The sequence below is a fragment of the Streptomyces atratus genome (assembly GCF_014648655.1).
Taxonomy (GTDB): Bacteria; Actinomycetota; Actinomycetes; order Streptomycetales; family Streptomycetaceae; genus Streptomyces; species Streptomyces atratus.
Window position 1 is genome coordinate 1 of record NZ_BMRN01000072.1, and the last position, 22,034, is coordinate 22,034.

The following is a 22,034-nucleotide window of genomic DNA, read 5'->3' on the forward strand; positions in this document are numbered from 1 at the left end:
TCCACCGCGAACATGACCCGCCGCCTGACCACACCGAGCCCCGCCTGGCGCGACGGTCTCGGGCTGGCCGCGTGAACGTCACCGAACTCCTCGCCGACCTCCGGTCCCAGCACGAGGCGGCCACCGCCCGTGCCGGGGAACTCCAGGAGCAGATCGACCACCTCACCGCCGCCCTGGCCGAGACCGAGGCCCGACTCACGGAGCTGGACATCGCCCGGAAAGTCATCGCGGAAGCCGCCCCGGCAGCAACCGAACCCGACCCGCCTCAGACCGAGACGAGCACCGCCTACCAGGCCATCGTGAACGCCTTCAACCAGCACGCCGGCCAGGTGTTCCGGGCCCGTGAACTGCACGAACTCCTCGACCTGCCCACCGACGAGGCATCCGTCAACATCACCCGAAGCCGCCTCGCACGCCTCCTCCGCCAAGGCTTCCTCACCCAACCCGGACGAGGCCGCTACCAGAAACGGACTTAACGTCCACTCAGAGCACGCGCGACGCCGTGAACATCCTCAACCCTGCTGACAATGCGCCTACCGCTCGCGGGTCGTTCCTCTCCGACAAACGTAATCTGGCGGCCGTATACCTCCTCCAGACAGGATCGGAGTCGACCGAGCGCCTTCCGAAGCCGCTCATCTTGACCATCAATCGAGCTCCCCCGTTCGGCATATAGCCCGAGGGCCTCTGTCAAAGTCTCCAGCCGTTCGGCTTGCTCGGCTGTCACCTTGGCAGGATCAAAATCAAGCGCGTCGCCGGGGTCTCCCGCGACGGCGCTCGGGACCTGCTCGGCTTGCTGAGGCTCACTGGGCCCTGCGCGTCCCGCGCGGCGGTCAAGGACAACTTCCGCACGGCGTAAGAGGAAGCCGATGGCTTGGGTGAGGGCCGAGGCGGCGAGTACCGGAAACCTCAATGCATCACTCATGACGATCCCCCATCGCGATTGCTTCCCCACCGGCGGCGTGACGATGTGCAGGCATACGCCTACAGCATGCGATGGCACGGCGGCGGAAGAGGTGCATTGATCAGATATAGCTGGAAGTACCCGATCAGCGCGCAACCGGGAACTTCACCTTCCACCCGACCGCAGTTCAGCCGTGGGCAACCTCACTACCTGGCCTTCCACCTGAGGGCACGCATGTCAGGCCACCACGACGCACCCAGGGAGGTCCGCGTCAAGAGCCTCTTCGCCACCGCCTACCTCCGACCGGAATGCGCCTACAGCCCGCGAGCCTCATGACTGGCACCCTTCGCTCTCCAGCGAACACCGGGGCATCGCCGAGACACTCGCTCCCTTCGCTTAGCTTCGCCGGCCCCAACCCTAGATTTGGCTCGTGGCCAGGGCAGCAGCCCACTGGCCCAGGGCACCTGCGCTTGGGGAGAATCTGGGGAGAACGAAGCCCCGTGGGGGAGCCGCTGGGGAGGATCGGGCGCATCAACGGGCAGCGCCGCGAAAGGGCCGGAAAGACGGATCGCCGCAGGCCAGCCCCCTATACCTTTGGTTTCCGCAGGTCAGCGAGGTGAGGGCGAAGACTTCAAGAAGATCTCCGCCTGGGCCGCCATCCTCTTTGCACCGACGTTGGTAGGAACCATCTACGGCATGAACTTCGAGGACATGCCGGAGCTGAAGTGGGCGGGCGGCTACCCCTTCGCCATCCTCCTCATGGCGGTGGTGTGCGTCAGCCTGTACGTCATCTTCAAGAAGCGCGACTGGCTGTAGGAGTCAGTTGACCCCTCACGCACCAACGGGGGGGGCACCGGCAGCGGTAGCCCGTCAGGCATGCACAAGGCCATCCGCCATCACCAGCCGAACGCGGCGCAGCGCCTGGAGATCGCTCAGGGGATTACCCTCGACGACCAGGAGGTCCGCGCGGAGGCCGGGGAGCAGGCGCCCCGTGACCTTGCCCAGCCCGAGTGCCTCCGCCGCCTCGCAGGTGGCCAGGTCGACGATCTCCTGCGAGGTACAGCCCAGATGGGCGAAGAACTCGAGACTGGACACGAAGTCATCGAATACCGCCCGGCTCACGCCCGCGTCCGTGCCGGTGAGCAGCCGCACCCCGCGCTCGCGCATTCGGCGGATCCCGCCGAACATCTCCTCCGCGCGCTCATGTCCGAAGCGCTCGGCGAAGCCGCGCCAGTCGGGGCTGGCCGCCGGACAGACCCCGATGCCCCGGGCGGCGATCTCGTCGACGACGTCGTCGAGGAGCCGGAAGCCATCCTGGTCGATCCACGTGCAGTGCTCGATCGTGCTCACCCCGGCCTCCACCGCCGCGACGATGCCTGCGGTGCCGTGCGCATGCGCCGCCACGGGGAGGCCGGCACTCGCCGCCTCCTGCACGATGATCCGGAGCTCCTCAGCCGTGAACTGGGGCGCCCAGATAGGCGGCCCGCCCTTGGTGATGCCCCCGCCCGTGGCCATCACCTTGATGAGGTCCGTGCCCCGCTCCACGTTGCGGCGGACCAGCGCCCTGGAGGCGTCCGCGCCGGACACCTCTCCGCCCAGGAACCAGCAGTGTCCGCCGGGTCCCGTCACAGGAGTGCCGGCCGCCAGGACACGGGGTCCGGGCAAGCGTCCCGCCCTGACGGCGTCGCGGAACACCGTCACCAGTCCGTTCCGGTCGCCGAGGTCCCGCACTGTGGTGACGCCGGCGTTCAGCAGACCGAGTGCCCGCTCCGCAATGCCTTTGGCCACCGTCGCATCGTCCGCCTCCCGCAGCGCCGCGACCGGATCGGGCCCCGCGTCCAGAACGAGGTGGACGTGCGCGTCGACGAGCCCCGGCAACAGCGTGCCGTCGGGGTAGTCGTGACGGAGAGTGTGCGCGGGGGCACGGGACTCCACCTCGTGGCGCGGTCCGGTGTCCGCGATGACGCCGTTTCGCACCAGCACGGCGCCGTCCTCCAGGACCTGGCCGTGCGGTCCGATCACCACGCGCCGGGCCGAGATCAGGGTGTCCATCGCCACTCCTCGTTCAGAATTGCGCTGTCAGAGTTTCGGACAGCCGGATCAGTTGCCGTACATCACTCTCCAGACTGCCGTCGCCCTCGCCGGGCAGGGCGACCGGGACGGCCTGGGAGGGCGCATCCTCTCCGGAGGCGTACGCCCGCAACGCGGTCCTCAGATGGCGCGCCGCGACCTCGGGCGTCAGTGGTGCCTCGGCGTCGGCCGTGGCCGCCTCCAGCGCCAGATAGGGACTGATCCGGACGAGCCCGTCCCGGCACTCGATGACACGCCGGTAGTAGCGCCGGTGCACGCCCTGCGGACTCAGCGCGTCCCGGCGGCGACCGCCCCCGGTGCGTTCGAGTGCGTCCTCCGGGAACGCCAGGTGCAGAGCCTCCCAGAGGGGGGCCAGCCTGCGGTAGACGCGGCCGTGGTGCCACCAGAGGCGGATGCTGGCCCAGCGCGTCACCAGCCCCGGGTAGACCACGCCCGCCACGAACAGGGGGATCGCGAGGTCGAGGAGGAGCTTCGCCCCGGTGATCACCGGGTGGGGCACACCGCCGCCGAGCAGGCGCAGGAGCGTCACGCACTCCCGTACCGCCGAGGCCAGCACCATGCCGGCCAGCGCGGCGGCCACCATCCGCAGCCCGGTCGTCAAGGGCCGGCTCGCCAGCCGCGCGTACCGCACCGTCCAGAACAGCGCCGCCGCCAGGGCATACGTGAGGTAGGCGCCGGCCGAGAGGTAGAAGACCGCGACACCGGGGACCCTCATGTCGGCCGTCGCGTACGTGTGGCCCCGCTCGATGTGCGGCGTCACGGCCATGGCTGCCGCCGCGATCACCGCGGTCGCGGCGAACGGCACCGCATGCCGGCGCACCCGCGTCCGGGCGGCGGCCGGGTCGGACGCCGAGTGGATGAAGAAGCACCCCAGGAAGTACACGGCTCCGAGCAGGCAGAGGTTCTGCAGCAGCTTCGCGGCGCCGTCCCCGGCGAACCCGTCGACGAGGCGGATGACCACGGGCAGGCCGAACGGGAAGGAGAGACCCGCGCTGAACATGCAAAGGAAGACCGCGCGCAGCAGCCGGTCGGAGGGATCGCGTGCGACCTGCCGCCCCGTCCAGAGCAGCGAGCCGTACAGAACGACGGCGAGCACCAGGGACAGCACGGTCACAACCACCCCTGCCGGTCCGCGAGCGCCGTGTGCACCCGTCGGGCCGAGACATCACCCGGCGCGCGGGGCGTGACCCGGTCCAGCACCGACGCCCACTCGAGGATGATCGTGGCGACGAGTTCCGCCTCCCGCTCCCTTTCCTCGGCGTAGGAGGTGCGCCGGAGCGCGCGGTTGATCACTTCGATCGAGAGGTCCGGCAGCACCTCCTGCCAGACGGCGTCCTCGGACTCGTCGCTCCCGTGGTCCGCCAGGATGTGCCCGACCTCGTGGAGCACGATGTGGTCCTGGTGCGCCCGGCTGGTCTCCTTCTGGTAGAAGATGAAGTCCGCGTGCGCGCCGGCGATCCACAGACCGTACGGGCCCGGGACAGGCAGCGAGTACGGGACCAGCCGGATCGGCCGTCCGCGGTGCTCACCGAGGAGCCGGCACAGCTCGGGGACCCGCAAGGGGGCGGTGACGCCGAGTTCCCTGAGGATGCTCCGACATCGTTTGCGCAACGTACGTTCGTTCACGAGCCAACTCCGCTGGTGAATCTCCTGGGGCCTGGAAATTCCATCCAACGGCGTCACACCATCATGATCCAGGACGATTCAGGCCATCGTCCTGGCCGGGACCGCCCTCGGCCTGCTCCAGGCGGTAGACCACGTCCAGCAGATCCATGACCTGTTCGCGGTGCTTCTGCGACAACTGCCCCGCCCGCATGGCCATCAGCTTCACGTCACTGCCCTGCGATGCCTCGTGCAGCCGCGCCTGCGCGGCGGCGAGGGCCAAGAGCTGCTCCTCGATGCGTGCGGTGGCCGAGTCGTCCACGAAATAGGCCGCAGGGACTCCGAAGAAGCCGGCCAGCGCCTGCAGATGACGCAGCGTCGGGTTGGTCTTCCTGCTCTTGCGCAGCTGCCAGATGTAGCTCTGGGAGATCGACACACCGGTGCCCCGGATGGCGGAGGCCACCTGCTCGTTGCTGTACTCGTGGTCGGGATCCGGTCTGACGGTCTCGAAGAGCCGGTTCAGCTTGTCGGCGAAGCCGTGTTCCGGTTCCTCTGGCATGACGTCCACCTCCCTGGTCCGGCCAGCTCTGTTCTTCCACTCGGATGAATCGGCGCAACGTCCACTATCGCCACTCTGGTTGAAGAGCGTCAAGGTGCGGACTACGGTACGGCTGCACCGGCCGTCAACCGACGTGAAAGCACGATCTACCCAAGGATCGACATGGGTCGATACCGGACCCGGGGAACGACGAAGGCAGCCATCGGCTCCGCACCGACCACGCGGGAGCCGTCCCACGGCTGTCCCCGTCCCCTGCACGGCGAGCCGACGGCATGGCGCGAGTACTGGAGCACAACGTGAGCCAGAAGGGGGAGCAACACATGTCAACTGCGTCCGGAACGGGGAACATCCACCTCCACAGCAGTGCCGCCGAAATACCGCTCTACGCCCAGATCCGGGCGAAGCTCAGGATGGACATCGCGTCGGGCCTCTACCCCCAGGGGGAGTACCTTCCGCCCGCCGACCAGCTCGGCAAGGAGTACGGAGCCAACAAGAACACGATCCTCCGCGCGCTGCGGATGCTGCGCAGCGAAGGGGTCGTGGACTTCGGGCGCGGTCGCGGCGCCGTCGTCCTGCCGGCTTCGGGCCCGGTGGGCCTCGACGACATCTCCGACCAGCTCCAGCGGGTCGTCAACCTCGCGGACGTCTCGGGCATCCCGCGCGCCGCCATCATCTCCGCCATCGAACGGATGCCCAGGATGGCCGCCCGCCACGGGAGGGCGGCGCGGCGCGGGCTGCCGGCGGTGCGCGGCCGCAGGCCGGGATGGAGCCAAGGAAGCTCATGCGGAGAGTGACCAACAGCCTAAGAAGACCAGGCTGATCCCGCACCCCGGACCGGCGGATCCTTCTCATCCCGGTCCCTCTTGTGCCAGGTGGCGGCCCTGACGAGAGGTGCCGGGCGGCCCGGCCGCCCCGGTCGCGGACCGTGTCGGCCACCGGCTGCTCCTTGAGCGGAGGGTGGCCACCGGCCGAGGATCTTTCCAGGCGGCAACCGAAATCCCGGGAAATAGGGGGTCGTCCCGTCAGAAACCCATGCGAGAAGGGATGAGAACCATGGCCAAGAAGGTCTACGAGGTTCCGGCGCTGTCCAAGGCCGGTGACTTCCGCAAGGACACCGGATTCCTGAAGCGCGGACCGCACGAGCCCAAGGTCCGTCTGCCCCTGGGCTGGTAGTCCGATGACACGCCACGGCGAGGGATGGTTCGCGCTGTTTCCGGACTGTGAGGCCGCCCTCGCCGTGGCCTCCCGGCTCGGGGCACGAGCCGAACGCACCCTCACACACCCGTCAGGACGACCGTTCGTGCGGGGCAGCTGGGCCAGATCCGTCCAGGCCCGCAACGACCGGGGAATCTTTGTGGCGCTCATCGGGCACACCCCCGTCGGCGCACCCGAACTCAGCGCGCACATCGCCGGGGTGCGCGATCCCGGCGCAATCCACCGAGTCACCGCGCGCCTCCCCGGTGACTTCCACGTCATCGCCGAGGCACACGGCGAGATCCACGCGTACGGTACCGCCTCGGGGATGCGCCGGCTCTTCCACGCCATCGAGGACGGCGTCACCGTCGCCGCCAACCGCGCCGACGTGCTGGCCCGGCTGGTCGATGCACCGGTCGACGAGGACGTCCTCGCCCTGCGGCTGCTGGACTCCGTCCCGCACCCGCTGGGTGACGTCCCCCTGTGGCGCGGCGTGCACTCCGTCGTCCCCGGCGAACTCCTGCGCTTCGGCCGCTCCGCCCCCCGGACGGTCCGCTGGTGGCAGCCCCCGCGGACACAAGTCCCGCTCGCCGAGGGGGCGGAGGCGCTCCGCACGGCACTGGACGAGGCCGTGCGCCTGCGGGTGGACGCCGCCGGAAGCGTCAGTGCCGATCTCTCCGGCGGCCTCGACTCCACCACCGTCTGCGCCCTCGCCGCAGGCGTGAGCACCGCTCCGTTACCCGTGCTCACCATGCCCAGCAGGGACCCGGGCGACGACGACGTGCAGTGGGCCCGGCTCGCCGCCGCCGAGATCGACGGCCTGGAGCACATCCTGCTCGACATCGACGAGATCCCGCTCTTCTACAGCGGTCTGCTGGACGTGCGCGGACCCGTCGACGAACCCCTCCCCACCATCCTCGACCAGCCGCGCCAGCTGGTCGGCCACGACCGGCTCCTCGCTGGCGGGTCGCGCCTCCACCTCACCGGCATGGGCGGCGACCACGTCCTGTGGGGGCATCCCGCCCACCACCGTGACCTGCTGACCACCCGTCCCCTCACGGCACTGCGGAGCATCCGCGGCTACCGCGCCCAGAACCGCTGGTCGCTGCGCGAGACCCTGGCCGTCCTCGCTGACAGCCGCCCCTACGGCCAGTGGCTCGCGGACGTCGCCGACGACGTCACCGCCCCGCGACCCGCCCCGCACAGTCCGGACGTCTTCGGCTGGGACATCCCGCCCCGTCTGCCCGTCTGGGCCACCGCCGACGCCGCCGCCTCCGTACGCCGGAGCCTGCGGGAGGCCGCCCGCACAGCACAGCCGCGCGGTACCACCCGCGCCCTCCACAACGAGATCCACACCCTGCACCACGGCACGCGGGCCACCCGAATCCTGCACCAGGTCGCGGAGCACAGCGGGCTGCCGCTGGCGAGCCCCTTCCTCGACGACCGTGTCGTCGAGGCATGCTGGTCGGTCCGCTCCGAGGAACGCGCCACGCCCTGGGAGTTCAAACCGCTGCTCAAGCGCGCCATGCGCGGCCGAATGCCCGACGCGCTGCTGCGCCGCACCACCAAGGGCGAGGCCTCGGCCGACGCCGCCAACGGGCTGCGGGAGAACCGCGAACGCCTCGCCGAGCTGTGGCGGGACTCGCTGCTCGCCAAGGCCGGACTGGTCGACGCCGACAAGCTCCTGGACATCACCCTGCGGCCCTCGTCGCCCGAACTCCGGCACGGCGGCCTCGACGCCACTCTCGCCTGCGAGATCTGGCTCCGCACCATCTGAAGGGGAACCCATGCAACTGCGTGAGGACGTGTCCGTGGTGGACACCGACTACGGCAAAGTCCTGCTCGACGGCAGTACGGGTGAGTACTGGGAGCTCAATCCGACCGGCAGCTCGGTCCTGGCCGGCCTGCTCGACGGCACCCCGGCGAAGGACATCGCCGACGCCCTGTGCGCCGAGTTCGACGTCGACGCGGACCGGGCGCAGGCCGACGTGAGCGCCCTGCTCTCCGCCCTGCGCGACGCCCGGCTGGTCGGCCCGTGAGCTTCCATCCGGTCCCGGAGACCCACACCGGGACATCGTTCGCCCAGCGCGCGGGAGCCCGCCTCGCCGTGGCGGTGGGCCGGCCCCTGCTGCTCCTGCCGCCGGCCCGGCTGGCACAGGTGCTGGGCGTGGTGTCCCGCGGGGCCCGCCCGGCCGGCCATGACCGGACCTACCGGGCCCGGCAAGCCGTCACCACGGTCAGCGCGGTCTGCGCCGGCCGTGAGGGCTGCCTGCCGCGCTCGGTCGCCACGGCCCTGCTCTGCCGCGCCCGCGGGGAGTGGCCCACGTGGTGCGTCGGCGTCCGCGCCGCGCCGCCCTTCGGCGCCCACGCCTGGGTCGAGGCGGAGGGCCGGCTGGTGGGCGAGGAACTGCCCGAGAGCTACTTCCGGAGGCTGATCACCGTGGGCTCCGGGAGCGAGGAGAGGAGCCCTTCATGACCGACCACGCGGATCCGTCCGGCACCGCGACCGGAACCGGCCGGGGAGCCGGGGGCGGGCCCGGGACCGTGGCGCACCCCGGGGAGAACCCCGCCGACGGCGCCCGCCCCGGCACCCGTGATCTGCTGCGCCTGCTGCGCGGCAGCGGCCGGACCGTGGGGGCCGCGCTAGCGCTGACCGTCGCCGGCACCGCCCTCGGACTGCTCCAGCCGCTGCTGACGATGCGTCTGATCGACCGGGTCTCCGCCGACCGGGCCGTCGCCGCGCTCGTCGTGACGCTGGCCGCTCTCTTCCTCGTCCAGGCCGCCCTGGAGGCGGCCGGCCAGTACCTGTTGGACGTGACCGGCGAGAGCGTCGTCCGGCGCCTGCGCCGCGGACTCGTCGAACGGCTGTTGTTCGTCCGCCTCCGAGAACTCGACGGCCGGCGCGCCGGCGACCTGCTCTCCCGGGTCGGCACCGACACGACCATGCTGCGGGACATGGTCGCGGGCAGCTTCGTCCAGCTCGTGACCGTCACCATCACCGGAGTCGGCGCCGCGGGACTGATGCTCTGGATCGACCCCGTCATGTTCCTCGTGGTCGCCGGGACGCTGCTGGTCGCCGCCGTCCTCGTCGCGGGCGTGATGGCCGGCATCCGGACCAGCACCGAACAGGCCCTCGCCGGTGTCGGTGCCATGACCGCCGACCTCGAACGCGCCCTCGGCGGCATCAGGACCGTACGGGCGGCCCGCGCCGAACACCGGGAGGCCGAGCGCATCGGCGCGGACGTCGACGCCGCCTACACCGCCGGCGTCCGCTCCGCGAAGCTCGGCTCCGTCGTGGGGCCCGCCATGGAGATCGCGGTCAACGGCTCGTTCCTCCTCGTCCTGCTCGTCGGCGCGGTCCGGGTTTCCGACGGCTCCATGTCCGTCAGCGAACTCGTCGCTTTCCTGCTGTTCGCCACCTACCTGGTGATGCCGCTCGCAGGCCTCTTCAACGCCCTCAGCCTGATCCAGCGCGGCCTCGGCTCGCTCCGCCGGATCGAGGACGTCCTGTGCCTGCCCGTCGAGCAGGACCCGCAGGACGGTGCGCCCGTACCGCTCCCTACCCCCGCCGCATCGCCCGCGGCATCGCCCCCGCCCCCGCTCCTCGAACTGCGCCGGGTCTCCTTCGCGTACGACGACCGCCCGGTACTGCGCGACGTCTCGTTCTCCGTGCCGCGCACCGGGCTCATCGCCCTGGTCGGCCGGTCCGGCGCCGGCAAGACGACGATCGTCTCCCTCGCCGAGAAGTTCCACGAACCGGACGGCGGACACGTCCTCTTCGACGGCGCCGACGTCAGGGGCGTCGATCCGCGCGACCTCCGGGCCCGTATCGGCCTGGTCGAGCAGCACGCGCCCCTTCTGTACGGAACCCTGCGAGACAATCTCGTCTACGCGAAACCCGAGGCGAATGAGAGAGAAATCCGGGAAGTGCTCCGGATGGTGAATCTCGAAGAACTCGTGGAGCGCCTGGCGAACGGACTGGAGGCGGAAGTCGGCGACCGGGGATTCAATCTCTCCGGCGGCGAACGCCAACGCGTCGCCATTGCCCGCGCCCTGCTCGCCCGGCCCGAACTCGTACTCCTCGACGAACCCACGTCGCAACTCGACCCCATCAACGAACGGGAACTCACCGACGTCCTGCGGGACATCTCCCAAGAACGCGCCCTGCTCGTCGTCGCCCACCGCATGTCCACCGTCCGGGCGGCCGACCGGATCGTCGTCCTCGACGAGGGCCGTGTCGGCGCCGAGGGCACGCACGAACAGCTGCTCGCCGAGGACCCGTTCTATCGCAGACTGACCACCGACCACCTCACGCCGCCCCTCGGCCGGCCCTCCCCAGACAGGAGTGTCGCAGCACCGTGAGCCCCACCACTGCCCGCACCGCCACCGCACCCCACGCGACCGCCGGCGCCCGCGTACCGGGCGCACCGCACTGGACACCGGCCCTCGAACGGGTCGGCCGACTCACGCCGCGCGAGCAGGAGACCTTCCTCCTGCTCGCCGAAGGGCTCTCGAACGGGACGATGGCCCAGCGGCTGCACGTGACCGAACGGACCGTGCGCGCACACGTCGCCGCGGTCATGGAAAAACTCGAACTCTCCTCACGCCTGACCGTCTGCCTGGCTTCGTACGTGTTCTCCACGGAACACGCGGATGCCGGAACCGGCTCGGTCCGTAAAGAGTCCTGAAAAGGCTGCCTGTTCGGGATCCGGATCCACGGCGAATACTGTCGCCACGGCCAATGGAACGGACGCACGGTGTTCGACACGATTTCCCTGGCGCCGGAAAAAACCTCCGGAGCCCCCGACGAAGCGATTCGCCGGGAAGAATGACGAAAGGAAAGTCATGTCTGACGCATTCGACCTGGACGCCCGGATCTCCGCCCCCGCCGGCCCCACCGGCGAGCAGGCGCCCCCGCCGTCCATCTCCGGGATCGCCACCCGCACCGTCTGCACCCGGGTGACCTGCCAGGCCAGCAAGACCTGTGTCTGCACCTCGATCTGCACGGTCTTCTGCGTGGGCGGCAAGTAGCCACGGGCTAGTTCCCGACGGGTGCTGCCGTGGTCGAGACACGGCAGCACCCGTCGTCGCAGAGCGAGAGAAGCACGCCGAACAGACAGGGGCCGACCACCATGCACCTCACCCACCACGGTACCGAAGCCTGGGCCCGCGTGGCAGACGACGACCTCGTGAGCCGCGCGCGGACAGCCGTCCGGCAGGTTCTGAGGGAGACCGCGACCACCGCTCAGGTCGAGGACCTCGCGCTCCGCGCCGCCGAGCAGAGCGACACCACAGGCGCCTGGTACCCGCCCAGTCTGACCCACGGCCAGGCAGGTACCGCGCTGCTCCACCTGTACGCCGCCCGGGCCGGGCTCGGCGACCTGGACACGGCCTCCGGTCACATACGCGAGGCGGTCCTCTCGACCCAGACCGAACCTCTGCAGCACCACGGTCTGTTCGCCGGCACCAGCGGCCTCCTCCTCGCCCTCGCGGACGTCACCCGTGACGAGCCCCGCTTCCGCCCCAGCCTCGACCGGCTGACGGACCAGCTGGCCGAGCAGGTCCTCGCCGCGCCACCGCACCGCACCGAACGGGCCGTCAGCGACCTCGACTACGACCTCGTCACCGGCGCGGCCGGCACCCTCGCCCAGCTGAGCTCCGTCCCCGAGCCCTCCGAGCGGGCCGCCGAGGCCGCCGCCGTCCTCGCCGACTACCTCATCTGGCTGGCCGGACCCGCCGAGACCGCGGGCACCCCCCACCGCTGGCTCATCACGCCCCCGTACTACCCACCCGTCGGCGACTACCTCGCCAAGTACCCGCACGGGTACCTCAACCTCGGTCTCTCGCACGGCGTCCCCGGCATCGCCGCGGCCCTCGCCGCCGCCTGGGCTGCGGGCAACCGCCGCCCGGGCCAACTGGAGGCCGTCACCGCCCTCAGCGGCTGGATCCGCGCACAGGCGGACACCGACGCGCACGGCCCCCTGTGGAGCGACGGCACGCCCGTCGACGAACACGGCCACGAGGTCTCCGCCGGATGCGTGCACGACCGGATCGCCTGGTGCTACGGCACCTTCGGCGTCGCCGGCGCCCTCCTCACGGTCGCCGAGGCCACCCTCGACGACGAACTGCGCGCCGAAGCCGTCGGCGCCTTCGAGGGCGCGCTCGCCCGCCTCGGGGACCTCCGGCCACTGTCGCCGACCCTCTGCCACGGCCTCGCCGGACTGGTCATGCTGACACTGGAGTTCGCCCCCTGGAGCGCCGCCGCCCGCGAGCGGCTGCCGGAGCTGGTCGGGGACCTCCTCGACCGTCACGAGCCGGACCGCCCGCTGGGCTTCGCCGACCTGGAGGAGCCCGGCAAACCCGTCGACGACCCGGGACTGCTCACCGGTGCCGCCGGCGTCGCGCTCGCGCTGCTCGCCGCCACCGGCGACCGGCGGCCCGACTGGTTCCGCGCCTTCCTCGGCCGGTGACGCCCATGACCCCGTACGAGCCCGCCGGCTTCTTCCTCCTGCGCTCCCCCGCCCTGCCCGCCCGCACCTGGCTCGACGTGACCGCGGACCCCGACGACACCCCGCGGGCCCTCGTCGACCTCGCCCGCCGTCCCGACGTCACGCGCGCCCTGCTCATCGCCAGCGAGGACATGACGGACAGCCTCGACCGGATCGGCGACCTCAGCGAGAAGCGCCTGCGCCGGCTGTACTCCGGGCTGCTGCGCTACGTCACGCGCATGGCGACCCGGCCCACGCCCTTCGGGGCCTTCTCCGGTGTGGCGATGGGCGAGTTCGGCCCCGCCACCACCGCCAGGCTCGGCCGGCCCGAGGAGCACCGGCTGCGCGTGCGCGCCGACATGGGCTGGCTGCTCGGGCTGATCAAACGCCTCGACGAGTCCGACGACCTGCTCCGCAGGCTCCGGCTCGTCCTCAACCCGATGGCGGACACGGCCGGCGACCGCGTGGTCCTGCCGCAGGCCGACAAGTACGGCCGGCACGACGCCCGCAGCGTGCGCATCCGGGCCACACCCGCCGTCGAGCTCGTCATGCGGACAGCCGCCACCCCCGTCCCGTACGAGCGGATCACCGCCGAACTCGCCGCCGCCTTCCCCGAGGTCACGGCCGAGACCGTCGAGGGCCTGGTCCGGCAGATGTGGGACCTCGGTTTCCTCATCAGCGACCTGAGGCCCCCGCAGACCGCGGAGCGGCCCGAACACCACGTCCTGAAGAGGCTCACCGACATCCCCGCCGCGCAGGAGACGGCCGACCGGCTCAGCGCCGTAGCCGACCTCGCCGACCGGGCCGACGACACCGCCTCCCTGCGCCGGCTCGCCGCCGCACAGCAGGACCTCGTACCCGGACACGACGGCCGCTCCTACCAGGCCGACATGGCACTGCACCTGGACGAACCCGTCCTGAACGCCTCGATCGGCGAGGCGGCGGCCGAGGCCGTCGGCGTCCTGGTCCGTCTGAGCGCCTCCCACGGCACGCGCAACCACCTGACGCGCTACCGCGAGGAATTCACCGAACGCTACGGCGAAGGCACCCGCGTCCCGGTGCTCGGTCTGCTCAGCCCCGACACCGGGCTCGACGCCCCGCCGACCTACACCAACCCGCCGCGCAGCATCGAACTGCCGGGGGCGACACCCGAGCACACCGCCCGGCTGGACGCCCTGCTCGTCGAGTTCGCCCAGCAGGCCTGGTGGGACAAGTCCTTCGAGGTCGAGCTGACCGACGCCTGGCTGGAGCGCCTCGCCCCGCGCGGCCCGGTGCCCGACCCGCCGCCCGCCATGGAGGTCTACCTCCAGCTGCACGCCGCCGACCGCGCCGCCCTCGACCGGGGGGAGTGGCAGGCCGTCCTGCGCTACGACAGCCTCACCTACGGCGGCCGCACCTTCGGGCGCTTCAGCGAGCTGCTGGGCGAGTCCGCCGCCGAGCGGCTGCGCGGGTACGCCCGCGCCGAGGAGGCGCTCTTCCCCGACGTCGCCTACGCGGAGCTCGCGTTCCTGCCCCCGTACGGCCGTGCGGCCAACATCACCCTGCGCCCCGCCGTCCGGCCGTACGAGATCCCCGTCAACACCACGCCGTCCGTCGGCTCGGACCAGGTCCTCCCCCTCGACGACATCCTCGTCGGCGTCAGCGGGGACCGGTTCCACCTGTGGTCCCGGAAACTCGACCGGGAGGTCGTGGTCGCCCAGCACCACATGCTCAGCCCGACGATGGCGCCGAACGTGGCCCGGTTCCTGCTGGAGGCCTCCCAGGACGGCTGCGTCATGCCCTCCGGCTTCCACTGGGGCCCCGCCGAGGCGGCCCCTTTCCTGCCGCGCGTCACCCGCGGGCGGATCGTCCTGCGCCCCGCGCAGTGGCGGCTCACCAGTAGTCCCGCGGCCACGGACCCCACGGGCGCGCACGGCAGGACCGGTCTCGCGGCGCCCGCAGCCGGCACACCGTCCGCGTACCCGCTCGACGACCTCGACGGCTGGCGCCGGCGCTGGAACGTGCCCCGCCACGTCTATCTCGTCGAGTCCGACCAACGGCTGCTGCTGGACCTCGACCACCCCGCCTGCCGCGCCGAACTCCGTGCGGAGCTGGACGAGCGCGGTGCCCTCGTCCTCCACGAGATGCTGCCGTCCTTCGACGGCATGTGGCTCCAGGATGCCGACGGCGAGCGCTACGCCGCCGAGGTCGTCGTCCCCGTCCTCGCCCGCGACGCGGTCCGCGCCACCCGCGCTCCCGTGCCGCGGCAAGGCCGCCCGGTGCCCGTGGAGCGCCATCTGCCCGGCGGTGCCTGGACGTTCCTCAAGGTCTACGCGGCCCCCGAGCGGCAGGACGAGATCATCGCCGGCCCGCTGCTCGACCTCGTCGCGGGACTGGGCCGCGAAGGGCTCCTGGACCGCTGGTTCTACATCCGCTACGCAGACCCGTTCCCGCACCTGCGCCTGCGGGTCCGCGGCACCGACGCCGACCGTATCCTCACCGAGGTCACCGCGTGGGGGCGCGATCTCGTCGCCCGCGGACTGGCCCTGGACATCGAACTCGCCGGCTACGCACCGGAGACGGCCCGCTACGGCGGCCCGGAGGTCTTCGACACGGCCGAGCGGCTCTTCACCGCCAACAGCGAAGCCACCGCCCTGCTGCTGTCGCGACAGCCCGACATCAGGCCCGAGTTCCTCGCCGTCGCCGCTCTGGACACCCTCCACGCCCAGTGGGGCATACCGCCGGGCGGCGGGCGCATTCACCACGCCGGCGGCCACGACGAGGCCCACGTCCGGGACACCCGGACGCTGTTCCGCGAACACCGCGCCTACCTGTGCGAACTCCTCAGCCCGTGGGAGCGCGACCCCCACGAGGAAGGGCGGGCCCACCGGCTCCTCCTCCAGCAGACGTTCGCCGCGCAGGCACCCGCCGTCGCCGAGACGGCCGCAGCCGTCCGCGAGGCGGCCCGCCGTGGCCTCCTGGTCGGCTCCGAGGACGCCATCCTCGCCAGCCTCGCGCACATGCAGATCAACCGGCTCCTCCCCATCGACCTCCAGCGGGAGGCCCGCAGCCACGCTCTGTGGGCCCATGTCCTGCGCGCCGTCCGGGGCCGCACGGCCGCGAAGGTCAGGGAGGGCCGATGATCTGGCTGCGCGTCAGCACGCTGTTCTGGCGGCTCAGCCCGCTGCGGGTGTCCGCCTTCACCGGCGTCTCCCTCCTCCTCGCCCTCATACCGGCCGCGCAGATCGGGCTGGTCGCCGCCGCCGTGCAGGGTGTGGCCGACGCCGTCACCGGCGACCGGGACGCCGGACGGGCCGCGCTCATGGCGGGCGCCGCCCTTCTCGGGGTGGGCCTCGCCAGCCATGTCCTGGGCACCTTCCTGCAGTACCTCGACACCCTCCTGCGGCTCGAACTCACCGCTCGCATCGGCGAATGGGTGATGCGCAAGGGCACCATGCTCGACCTCCAGCAGTACGAGGACGCCGAGGTCTACGACCAGATGCAGCGCGCCTTCCAGGAGAGCAGCGGAGGCCGCGTCTACCAGGTCTTCACCCAGCTCCTGGAGGTCGCGAGGGAGTTGGTCACCCTGGTGACCGTCAGCGTGGTGCTGTTCTCCTGGAGCCCCTGGATCGCCCTGGTGATCCTGCTCTCGCCCATGCCGTCGGTCGTCTCGTACATGCTCTTCAGCCACAGGGCGTACGAGATCGAGTACGACCGGACCGCCGACCGGCGACGCGCGTACTACTACCAGCACCTCGCCACCACCGACCACTCCTACAAGGAGGTCCGTCTCTTCCAGCTCGGCCCGCACCTGGTGGACCTCTACACCCGGCTCATCCGCACCTTCTTCGACGTCGACCGCCGCCTCGCCCGCAAGCAGTCCGTGCTCGGCGGCGTCCTCGGTCTCCTCAGCGTCGCCGCCTCCTCCGGCGCGGTGCTCTGGGCGATCCACACCACCACCCACGCCGGGCAGGTCGGCCAGCTCGCCGGCTACCTCCAGGCCGTCGGTTCGGTCCAGGTCTCCGCCCATGGCATGCTGCTCGGCGTCGCCGCTCTCTACAAGGACAGCCTGTTCCTCGGCAATCTCTTCGACTTCTTCGCCCTGCCCGAGCGCCGGATCAAGGGCGGCACCCGCCGGTTCCCAGAGACGCTCCGCAAAGGCATCGAGTTCCGCGACGTGCGCTTCGTCTACCCCGGCACCGGCCGCGTCGTCCTGGACGGCGTCAGCTTCACCCTGCCCGCGGGCGAATGCGTCGCGCTGGTGGGACAGAACGGCTCCGGCAAGACGACGCTGGTCAAGCTGCTCACCCGGCTCTACGAGCCGACGAGCGGCCAGATCTTCGTCGACGACGTCCCGATCGAGGAGTACGACCTCGACGACCTGCAACGCCACATCGGCGTCATCTTCCAGGACTTCATCCGCTACGAGCTGCCCGTCCGCGACAACATCGGCTTCGGCAGCGTCCAGGACCGCGAGGACACCGGGCGCGTCGCCGAGGCGGCACGGGCCGCCGGCGCCGACGGGTTCGTCGAGGCGCTGCCCCGTGGCTACGACACGACACTCGGCCGCCACTTCGAGGACGGCCACCAGCTGTCCGGCGGCCAGTGGCAGAAGATCGCCCTGAGCCGGGCCTTCATGCGCCGCGCTCCCGTCGTCGTCCTCGACGAGCCGACGGCCGCCATCGACGCGGAGGCGGAGGCGGAGATCTTCGGCCGGCTCAAGGACGTCGCCCGCGGCGCCACTTCCCTGGTCATCGCCCACCGCTTCGCCACGGTCCGGATGGCCGACCGGATCGTCGTCCTGGAGGACGGCAAGGTCATCGAGGACGGCGTGCACCAAGACCTCCTGAGGGCCGACGGCGTCTACGCCCGGCTCTTCCGTATCCAGGCTTCGGGCTACCTGACCGAAGCCGCGTCCCCCTGAAGGCCGAGTGATGCGCGTATCCGTCCTGTATCCCGCCATGCCGACGGACCCCCGGCACGTCGCCCCCTTCGCCGCGCTCGTCCGCGACGAAGGCGCGGACCGCCTCTGGCAGGGCCAGTCCCTCAGCGCCGACACCCAGCAGGTCTTCGCCTACCTGGCCGGCATGGGCTACCGCATCCCGGTCGGGACCAGCGTCGCCCTCATGCCGCTGCGGCATCCGCTGGACGCGGCGATCCAGGCCCGCTCCCTGTCCGTCCTCACCGGACACCGCACGGTCGTCGGACTCGGTCCCGCGACCCCCGACGTCGTCGCAGGGCTGCACGGAAGGCCGTACGACAGCCCCCGCGACGCCTGTGTGGAATACCTGACCGAGGTGCGGCGCCTGGTCGGGGCCGAGGACGGCGCCGCCGCACCCGGCAACGGGGCTTCCGTCGGCCTGCCGGGCCTGCCCCATCCAGGAGTGGAGACCGGACTCGGGGTACTCCGGCCGACGCTCGCGCGGGCGGCGGGCCGGGCGGCGGACGCGGCGATCAGCTGGATGACCCCGCCCGGCTACGTCCGCGACATCTTGATGCCCGCCATGGCCAAGGGCGCCGCCGAATCGGGCCGCCCGGTGCCCCGCATGGTCACCGTCGTGCACGCCGCCGTCGACCGCCCGGGACGCCACGCCTACCGGCTCGCCTTCGCGGCGGCCCACGTCCACCTCGCCGGGCCGCACTACGTCGACATGCTGCGCCGCGCCGGCCTACGAGTCCACCACAGCCGCCCGGGACTCGGCGCCCGCGCCCTCGTCGACGCCGGAGTCTTCCTCTACGGCACGCCCGCGAGCATCGCCGCACAGCTGGCCGAATACGATCGGGCGGGGGTGGACGAAGTTGTCGTCAACGTCGCCGGAGTGTATTCCGAGCATGGCCGACCGGACGCCGTACAGGACCTCCAGGAGATCCTCGCGGCCTGCCGGGAAGCGACGAACTGACCATGAACGGGTGAGAGAGGCCGGGGCACGACCGCGTGCCGCCCTCCCGCACGCGGTGAGGAGAGGCAAGACGGTGCCCGACGACATCGCCCGATGGCTGAACGAGCACGCCAACCCGTTGAGTACCCTGACCCCCGGCGCGCCGGTGGAGGACCTGAAACCCCTGGGCGAGGCCCTGCGGGGGACACGGATCGTCGGTCTGGGCGAATCCACCCACGGCACGGGCGAGTTCTTCCGGCTGAAGCACCGCATCGTGGAGTTCCTGGTCCGTGAGGAGGGGTTCACCACCCTCGCCATGGAGGCCAGCCAGTCCGCGGCCCGCGCACTCGACGCGTACGTCCGGTACGGCACGGGCTCCCCCGAACGGCTCGTCGCCAGGCTGGGCTTCTGGACCTGGCGCACCCGCGAGATGGTCGACCTCGTCGAATGGCTGCGCGCCCACAACCGCGACCTGCCCGAAGAGCGCCGGGTCCGCTTCGTGGGAACCGACCCCCAGCTCTGCGCCGACTCGGTCGAGGCCGTCGCCGCGTTTCTGCTCCGGGCTGCGCCCGATCAGGCCGGGCGCGTCAGCGCCCTGGACGTACTGGCCCGGGCCCGCCCGAGCACGCTTCCGGACCCGGACAAGGCCCTGATGCGACGCGCAGAGGAGATCGCCCGTCTCATCGCGAACCACGCCGAGCGGCCGGGTCCCGGCGACGACGCCGGCGAGGCTCTGGAACACGCGCGGATCCTCGTCCGCGCCGCCGACCTGGTGACCCGGCCCTTCGCAGCCTCGGCCGGCGAGGACGGCGTGCTCGCCGCGCGTGACCGCTACATGGCCGAGGCCGTCGCACGGCTCGTGGACGACGACCCCGAGGCTCGCGTCATGGTCTGGGCACACAACGGGCACATCGCGAAGGGCACGTACGGGGAGCAGGTGCCGGCCCTCGGCAGCAGGCTCCGCGAACGGTACGGCGACACCTACTACGCGCTGGCCCTCCTCTTCGGTAAGGGCTCCTTCCTGGCCCGCCGCGGCGACGACCTTCAGCGCCCGCCGGCCCGCCACCGCATCGGCACCGGCCTCCGCTCCCTGGAGGCCAGACTCACGCACGCCGTACCCGGCGACTACTACGCGGACTTCCGCGCCGCGGGTTCCCCCGCCGACGCCGCGCCCTGGCTGCACGCCCCGCACGCGCAGCGCAGCTTCGGCGCCAACGTCCAACGGTTCCTCTACCGCTTGAACACCGCCCCGATCGTCCCGGCCGAGGACTATGACGGCATCGCGTTCGTAGCACGCTCGACCTGCTCCCACCTGCTGCCCCCGGCGGAGGACTGAGGTTCTCTCACGGCCACAGGTCGAGCGCGGCGTTCAGAGTGAGCTGCCACATCGGTTCGGCACCGGTGCCGAATGCCGCAGCGAGCCCGTACCCCACGGACGTGTCGTACGGGTCCCTGGCACGCTCGGACTCGCCCGCCGCCTCCCAGTCGGCCGACACGCGCCCGTCGCCGCTCGATGTGAAGACGCCGAGCAGCCGCTCGTCCCGCAGCAGCCTGCTGGTACCGAGGGAGTCCGGAACCAGCAGATAGCTGCACTCCCGCGCCCCTGAGACGACCTCGACCCGGTACGAGCGCCGGGTCAGGAATCCCTTGGACGGCCGCAGGGTCTCCTCTGCACCGTCGACGAGCAGAGTGAGGTGCTCGGGGTCGCGCGTCCCGATCGGCACATGGCTCTCCGGCACGGTGTGCGGGGCCCGCCGGATCTCGACCGGCGGCAGACCGTCCCCGCTCACGCCCAGCGTCCCGGCCTCATGGTCGAGTTCGATCCGGACCGCGCCGAAGAGCGGATCGTCGGCGGGCACGTACGCGTACGGATTCATCTGGACCCTTGCCTCCTGTTCATCCTGGTGATCGTCTTCCGCCAGTCTCGTCCGGACGCCGAGGGCCGGTTCCCTTTCCGGCCAGAGGCGGGCCGGTGGGCAGGAGCGGCGCCACGGCCTGAGCGTCGGGGAGCGCAGCGGTCGGGGCCAGCGGTTGTTTCTCTGTGAACGAGCAGCCGTACCCAGCCACGAGGTACCGCCAGGCGAACGGCGGCCACCTGCTCCTACCTCGCTGCCACTACGTCGCGCAGCCGGTCACGCCAGGCGGATCGCGGTCCCGACCAGCGGCGATCCGTCTTCAGAGTCAGCCGGGGCTGGGGAGAATCTGGGGAGAATGAAGCCGCGTTGGGGAGCGGCTGGGGAGGATCGGCCGTACAAACGGGCAGCACCGTGAAAGGGACGGAAAGGCTGATCGCCGCAGATCAGAGGGCCTCTCCGGGCGCTTTCCGCAGGTCAGCGGTGTGAGGGTGACGACTTCACCGTGATCTCCACGACCGGCTTCCTCGCCCTGTGCGACAGCGGATACGAGCCGCTGCGCAAAGAGAATCTCGCCACCGCAGGAGCCGGCCCCTACCTGATCCGCGTCCATGCCAGTGACCGGTCGTCGGACGGCAAGAAGCCCCGCTTCCTCATCCAGGTCATCCCCGGCAAGCGTACGGGAGCCGAGACCGAGCCGGCCTCCTCCACGATCGAGGAGTCCACCGGTCCGCTCCTGGTGCGGACATCCTTCGAGCAGCCAGATGAGTGGGCACGCTTGCTCCAGTGCCTCGAAGGAGGCTCGGAGCTCCACGAGTCGATCTCCGTCATCGACAACCCCGCCTACGCGGTCTTCACAGCGGAGCAGATCCAGGCACGGATCGGCCGAGATGACGAGGACTGGCCCAACAGTACTGTCATCCTCATCGCCGACGAGCGGACGCTGGTCTCCCCAGACTTTCCGTTGCTGGCCGTGAACAACCTGCCTGACGAAGACGAAGACGACGATCCGTTCAGGATCACCCTCGCAGCGGCCGGATCCTTCGTCGTCAACCTGGAACTGGCGAACACGGGCTTTGGTGATTGGGGTCGGGGCGTAGACGCCGACGGCGTCTACCGGGAAGAGCACTACTGACAGTACTGACACGGTGGAGTCCGTACCCGTTCCGTACGGGCACAGACACCCCTATCAGGCAGCCGCCGTCACCGAGAAACCCGGCGGGACACCGGTCTCATGGCACTCACACCGCGGATCGGAGCACAGCTGCTCGTGGGCGAGCGCAGCCAGCACCGCGACCTGAAGCCGCGTCTGCTGTTCCAGCTTCTCCACGATCCGCGCGATGTGCGCCTTCACCGTGCGCTCCGTAATCCCCAGCTCCCGCGCAGGTGCTGTCACGTTGTTGGGTTGCAGGTGCCTGACGGTGCGTCGTGGTCTGGTGGGGCCCGCGGTCCGGGCCTGTGGTCAGGCCGTGGTGGGCCGGCCGGCAG

Annotated in this window: 21 protein-coding genes and 1 pseudogene; 16 read left to right on the forward strand and 6 right to left on the reverse strand. The window is 71.1% G+C overall.

Going from position 1 to position 22,034, the window contains the following annotated elements; genetic code table 11:
* The first annotated feature begins 71 nt into the window (after positions 1 to 71).
* Both IEZ15_RS40465 and IEZ15_RS40470 read left to right on the forward strand, forming a co-directional pair.
* Positions 72 to 476: a hypothetical protein gene (locus IEZ15_RS40465; RefSeq protein ID WP_189281977.1), complete on the forward strand. Its 405-nt coding sequence runs from the start codon at positions 72 to 74 to the stop codon at positions 474 to 476.
* A 1,043-nt stretch (positions 477 to 1,519) separates the two neighbouring features.
* Positions 1,520 to 1,717: pseudogene (locus tag IEZ15_RS40470) on the forward strand (CorA family divalent cation transporter); the annotation flags it as partial.
* 54 nt (positions 1,718 to 1,771) lie between these two features.
* Here the strand turns inward: IEZ15_RS40470 and IEZ15_RS40475 are convergent.
* The 4 genes from IEZ15_RS40475 to IEZ15_RS40490 all read right to left on the reverse strand — a co-directional run bounded on the left by IEZ15_RS40475 (position 1,772) and on the right by IEZ15_RS40490 (position 5,153).
* The gene (locus tag IEZ15_RS40475; protein ID WP_189281979.1) at positions 1,772 to 2,953 is read right to left on the reverse strand and encodes an amidohydrolase family protein; all 1,182 of its coding nucleotides are present in this window, start codon (positions 2,951 to 2,953) and stop codon (positions 1,772 to 1,774) included.
* A gap of 13 nt (positions 2,954 to 2,966) precedes the next feature.
* Entirely contained in the window at positions 2,967 to 4,106 is a 1,140-nt protein-coding gene (locus IEZ15_RS40480) for an MAB_1171c family putative transporter (RefSeq protein ID WP_189281980.1), read from the reverse strand.
* On the reverse strand, positions 4,103 to 4,618 hold the full coding sequence (locus IEZ15_RS40485) for a hypothetical protein (protein WP_189281981.1): 516 nt from the start codon (positions 4,616 to 4,618) through the stop codon (positions 4,103 to 4,105). Before IEZ15_RS40485 ends, IEZ15_RS40480 begins: the two co-directional genes overlap by 4 nt.
* 61 nt (positions 4,619 to 4,679) lie before the next feature.
* Positions 4,680 to 5,153, reverse strand: coding sequence for a helix-turn-helix domain-containing protein (locus tag IEZ15_RS40490; protein ID WP_189281982.1), 474 nt, complete (start codon positions 5,151 to 5,153; stop codon positions 4,680 to 4,682).
* A gap of 320 nt (positions 5,154 to 5,473) precedes the next feature.
* Here IEZ15_RS40490 and IEZ15_RS40495 point away from each other — a divergent pair, with 320 nt between their 5' ends.
* The 13 genes from IEZ15_RS40495 (at position 5,474) to IEZ15_RS40555 (ending at position 20,029) form a co-directional block, all read left to right on the forward strand.
* The gene (locus IEZ15_RS40495) at positions 5,474 to 5,947 is read left to right on the forward strand and encodes a GntR family transcriptional regulator (RefSeq protein ID WP_189281983.1); all 474 of its coding nucleotides are present in this window, start codon (positions 5,474 to 5,476) and stop codon (positions 5,945 to 5,947) included.
* Positions 5,948 to 6,206: 259 nt separating this feature from the next.
* On the forward strand, positions 6,207 to 6,326 hold the full coding sequence (locus IEZ15_RS40500; RefSeq protein ID WP_107069644.1) for a keywimysin-related RiPP: 120 nt from the start codon (positions 6,207 to 6,209) through the stop codon (positions 6,324 to 6,326).
* 4 nt (positions 6,327 to 6,330) lie between these two features.
* Positions 6,331 to 8,124 carry an asparagine synthase-related protein gene (locus IEZ15_RS40505; RefSeq protein WP_189281984.1) on the forward strand — a complete coding sequence of 598 codons (1,794 nt, stop codon included), beginning with the start codon at positions 6,331 to 6,333 and terminating at the stop codon, positions 8,122 to 8,124.
* A 10-nt stretch (positions 8,125 to 8,134) separates the two neighbouring features.
* Complete coding sequence (locus IEZ15_RS40510) at positions 8,135 to 8,386, forward strand: lasso peptide biosynthesis PqqD family chaperone (RefSeq protein ID WP_189281985.1); 252 nt, start codon at positions 8,135 to 8,137, stop codon at positions 8,384 to 8,386.
* A complete protein-coding gene (locus IEZ15_RS40515) occupies positions 8,383 to 8,823 on the forward strand; it encodes a lasso peptide biosynthesis B2 protein (protein ID WP_189281986.1) in 441 nt (146 codons plus the stop codon). Before IEZ15_RS40510 ends, IEZ15_RS40515 begins: the two co-directional genes overlap by 4 nt.
* A complete protein-coding gene (locus IEZ15_RS40520) occupies positions 8,820 to 10,709 on the forward strand; it encodes an ABC transporter ATP-binding protein (protein WP_189281987.1) in 1,890 nt (629 codons plus the stop codon). The genes IEZ15_RS40515 and IEZ15_RS40520 overlap by 4 nt, the downstream gene beginning before the upstream one ends.
* On the forward strand, positions 10,706 to 11,035 hold the full coding sequence (locus IEZ15_RS40525; RefSeq protein WP_189281988.1) for a response regulator transcription factor: 330 nt from the start codon (positions 10,706 to 10,708) through the stop codon (positions 11,033 to 11,035). Before IEZ15_RS40520 ends, IEZ15_RS40525 begins: the two co-directional genes overlap by 4 nt.
* A gap of 157 nt (positions 11,036 to 11,192) precedes the next feature.
* The gene (locus IEZ15_RS40530) at positions 11,193 to 11,378 is read left to right on the forward strand and encodes an FDLD family class I lanthipeptide (protein ID WP_109777672.1); all 186 of its coding nucleotides are present in this window, start codon (positions 11,193 to 11,195) and stop codon (positions 11,376 to 11,378) included.
* 140 nt (positions 11,379 to 11,518) lie between these two features.
* Positions 11,519 to 12,817, forward strand: a complete 1,299-nt coding sequence (locus IEZ15_RS40535) for a lanthionine synthetase C family protein (RefSeq protein WP_229846472.1) — start codon at positions 11,519 to 11,521, stop codon at positions 12,815 to 12,817.
* A gap of 5 nt (positions 12,818 to 12,822) precedes the next feature.
* The gene (locus IEZ15_RS40540) at positions 12,823 to 15,957 is read left to right on the forward strand and encodes a lantibiotic dehydratase (RefSeq protein WP_189281990.1); all 3,135 of its coding nucleotides are present in this window, start codon (positions 12,823 to 12,825) and stop codon (positions 15,955 to 15,957) included.
* The gene (locus tag IEZ15_RS40545; protein WP_189281991.1) at positions 15,954 to 17,738 is read left to right on the forward strand and encodes an ABC transporter ATP-binding protein; all 1,785 of its coding nucleotides are present in this window, start codon (positions 15,954 to 15,956) and stop codon (positions 17,736 to 17,738) included. The genes IEZ15_RS40540 and IEZ15_RS40545 overlap by 4 nt, the downstream gene beginning before the upstream one ends.
* 10 nt (positions 17,739 to 17,748) lie before the next feature.
* Positions 17,749 to 18,714, forward strand: coding sequence for an LLM class flavin-dependent oxidoreductase (locus tag IEZ15_RS40550; RefSeq protein ID WP_189281992.1), 966 nt, complete (start codon positions 17,749 to 17,751; stop codon positions 18,712 to 18,714).
* Between the two features lie 73 nt (positions 18,715 to 18,787).
* Positions 18,788 to 20,029: an erythromycin esterase family protein gene (locus tag IEZ15_RS40555; protein WP_189281993.1), complete on the forward strand. Its 1,242-nt coding sequence runs from the start codon at positions 18,788 to 18,790 to the stop codon at positions 20,027 to 20,029.
* Positions 20,030 to 20,036: 7 nt separating this feature from the next.
* Here the strand turns inward: IEZ15_RS40555 and IEZ15_RS40560 are convergent, their stop codons facing one another.
* Complete coding sequence (locus tag IEZ15_RS40560) at positions 20,037 to 20,570, reverse strand: hypothetical protein (RefSeq protein ID WP_189281994.1); 534 nt, start codon at positions 20,568 to 20,570, stop codon at positions 20,037 to 20,039.
* Between the two features lie 481 nt (positions 20,571 to 21,051).
* Here IEZ15_RS40560 and IEZ15_RS40565 point away from each other — a divergent pair, with 481 nt between their 5' ends.
* Positions 21,052 to 21,681, forward strand: a complete 630-nt coding sequence (locus IEZ15_RS40565; RefSeq protein WP_189281995.1) for a DUF6924 domain-containing protein — start codon at positions 21,052 to 21,054, stop codon at positions 21,679 to 21,681.
* Between the two features lie 54 nt (positions 21,682 to 21,735).
* Here IEZ15_RS40565 and IEZ15_RS40570 read toward each other — a convergent pair whose 3' ends face one another.
* Complete coding sequence (locus tag IEZ15_RS40570) at positions 21,736 to 21,942, reverse strand: LuxR C-terminal-related transcriptional regulator (protein ID WP_229846473.1); 207 nt, start codon at positions 21,940 to 21,942, stop codon at positions 21,736 to 21,738.
* Positions 21,943 to 22,034 lie beyond the last annotated feature (92 nt).

Excerpts from the sequence above, each read along its gene's own strand:
- IEZ15_RS40510 (WP_189281985.1), top strand. The coding sequence starts at position 8,135 with ATGCAACTGCGTGAGGACGTGTCCGTGGTGGACACCGACTACGGCAAA.
- IEZ15_RS40505 (WP_189281984.1), top strand. The coding sequence starts at position 6,331 with ATGACACGCCACGGCGAGGGATGGTTCGCGCTGTTTCCGGACTGTGAG.
- IEZ15_RS40520 (WP_189281987.1), top strand. The coding sequence starts at position 8,820 with ATGACCGACCACGCGGATCCGTCCGGCACCGCGACCGGAACCGGCCGG.
- IEZ15_RS40475 (WP_189281979.1), bottom strand. The coding sequence starts at position 2,953 with ATGGACACCCTGATCTCGGCCCGGCGCGTGGTGATCGGACCGCACGGC.
- IEZ15_RS40545 (WP_189281991.1), top strand. The coding sequence starts at position 15,954 with ATGATCTGGCTGCGCGTCAGCACGCTGTTCTGGCGGCTCAGCCCGCTG.
- IEZ15_RS40550 (WP_189281992.1), top strand. The coding sequence starts at position 17,749 with ATGCGCGTATCCGTCCTGTATCCCGCCATGCCGACGGACCCCCGGCAC.
- IEZ15_RS40495 (WP_189281983.1), top strand. The coding sequence starts at position 5,474 with ATGTCAACTGCGTCCGGAACGGGGAACATCCACCTCCACAGCAGTGCC.
- IEZ15_RS40540 (WP_189281990.1), top strand. The coding sequence starts at position 12,823 with ATGACCCCGTACGAGCCCGCCGGCTTCTTCCTCCTGCGCTCCCCCGCC.
- IEZ15_RS40530 (WP_109777672.1), top strand. The coding sequence starts at position 11,193 with ATGTCTGACGCATTCGACCTGGACGCCCGGATCTCCGCCCCCGCCGGC.
- IEZ15_RS40500 (WP_107069644.1), top strand. The coding sequence starts at position 6,207 with ATGGCCAAGAAGGTCTACGAGGTTCCGGCGCTGTCCAAGGCCGGTGAC.
- IEZ15_RS40560 (WP_189281994.1), bottom strand. The coding sequence starts at position 20,570 with ATGAATCCGTACGCGTACGTGCCCGCCGACGATCCGCTCTTCGGCGCG.
- IEZ15_RS40490 (WP_189281982.1), bottom strand. The coding sequence starts at position 5,153 with ATGCCAGAGGAACCGGAACACGGCTTCGCCGACAAGCTGAACCGGCTC.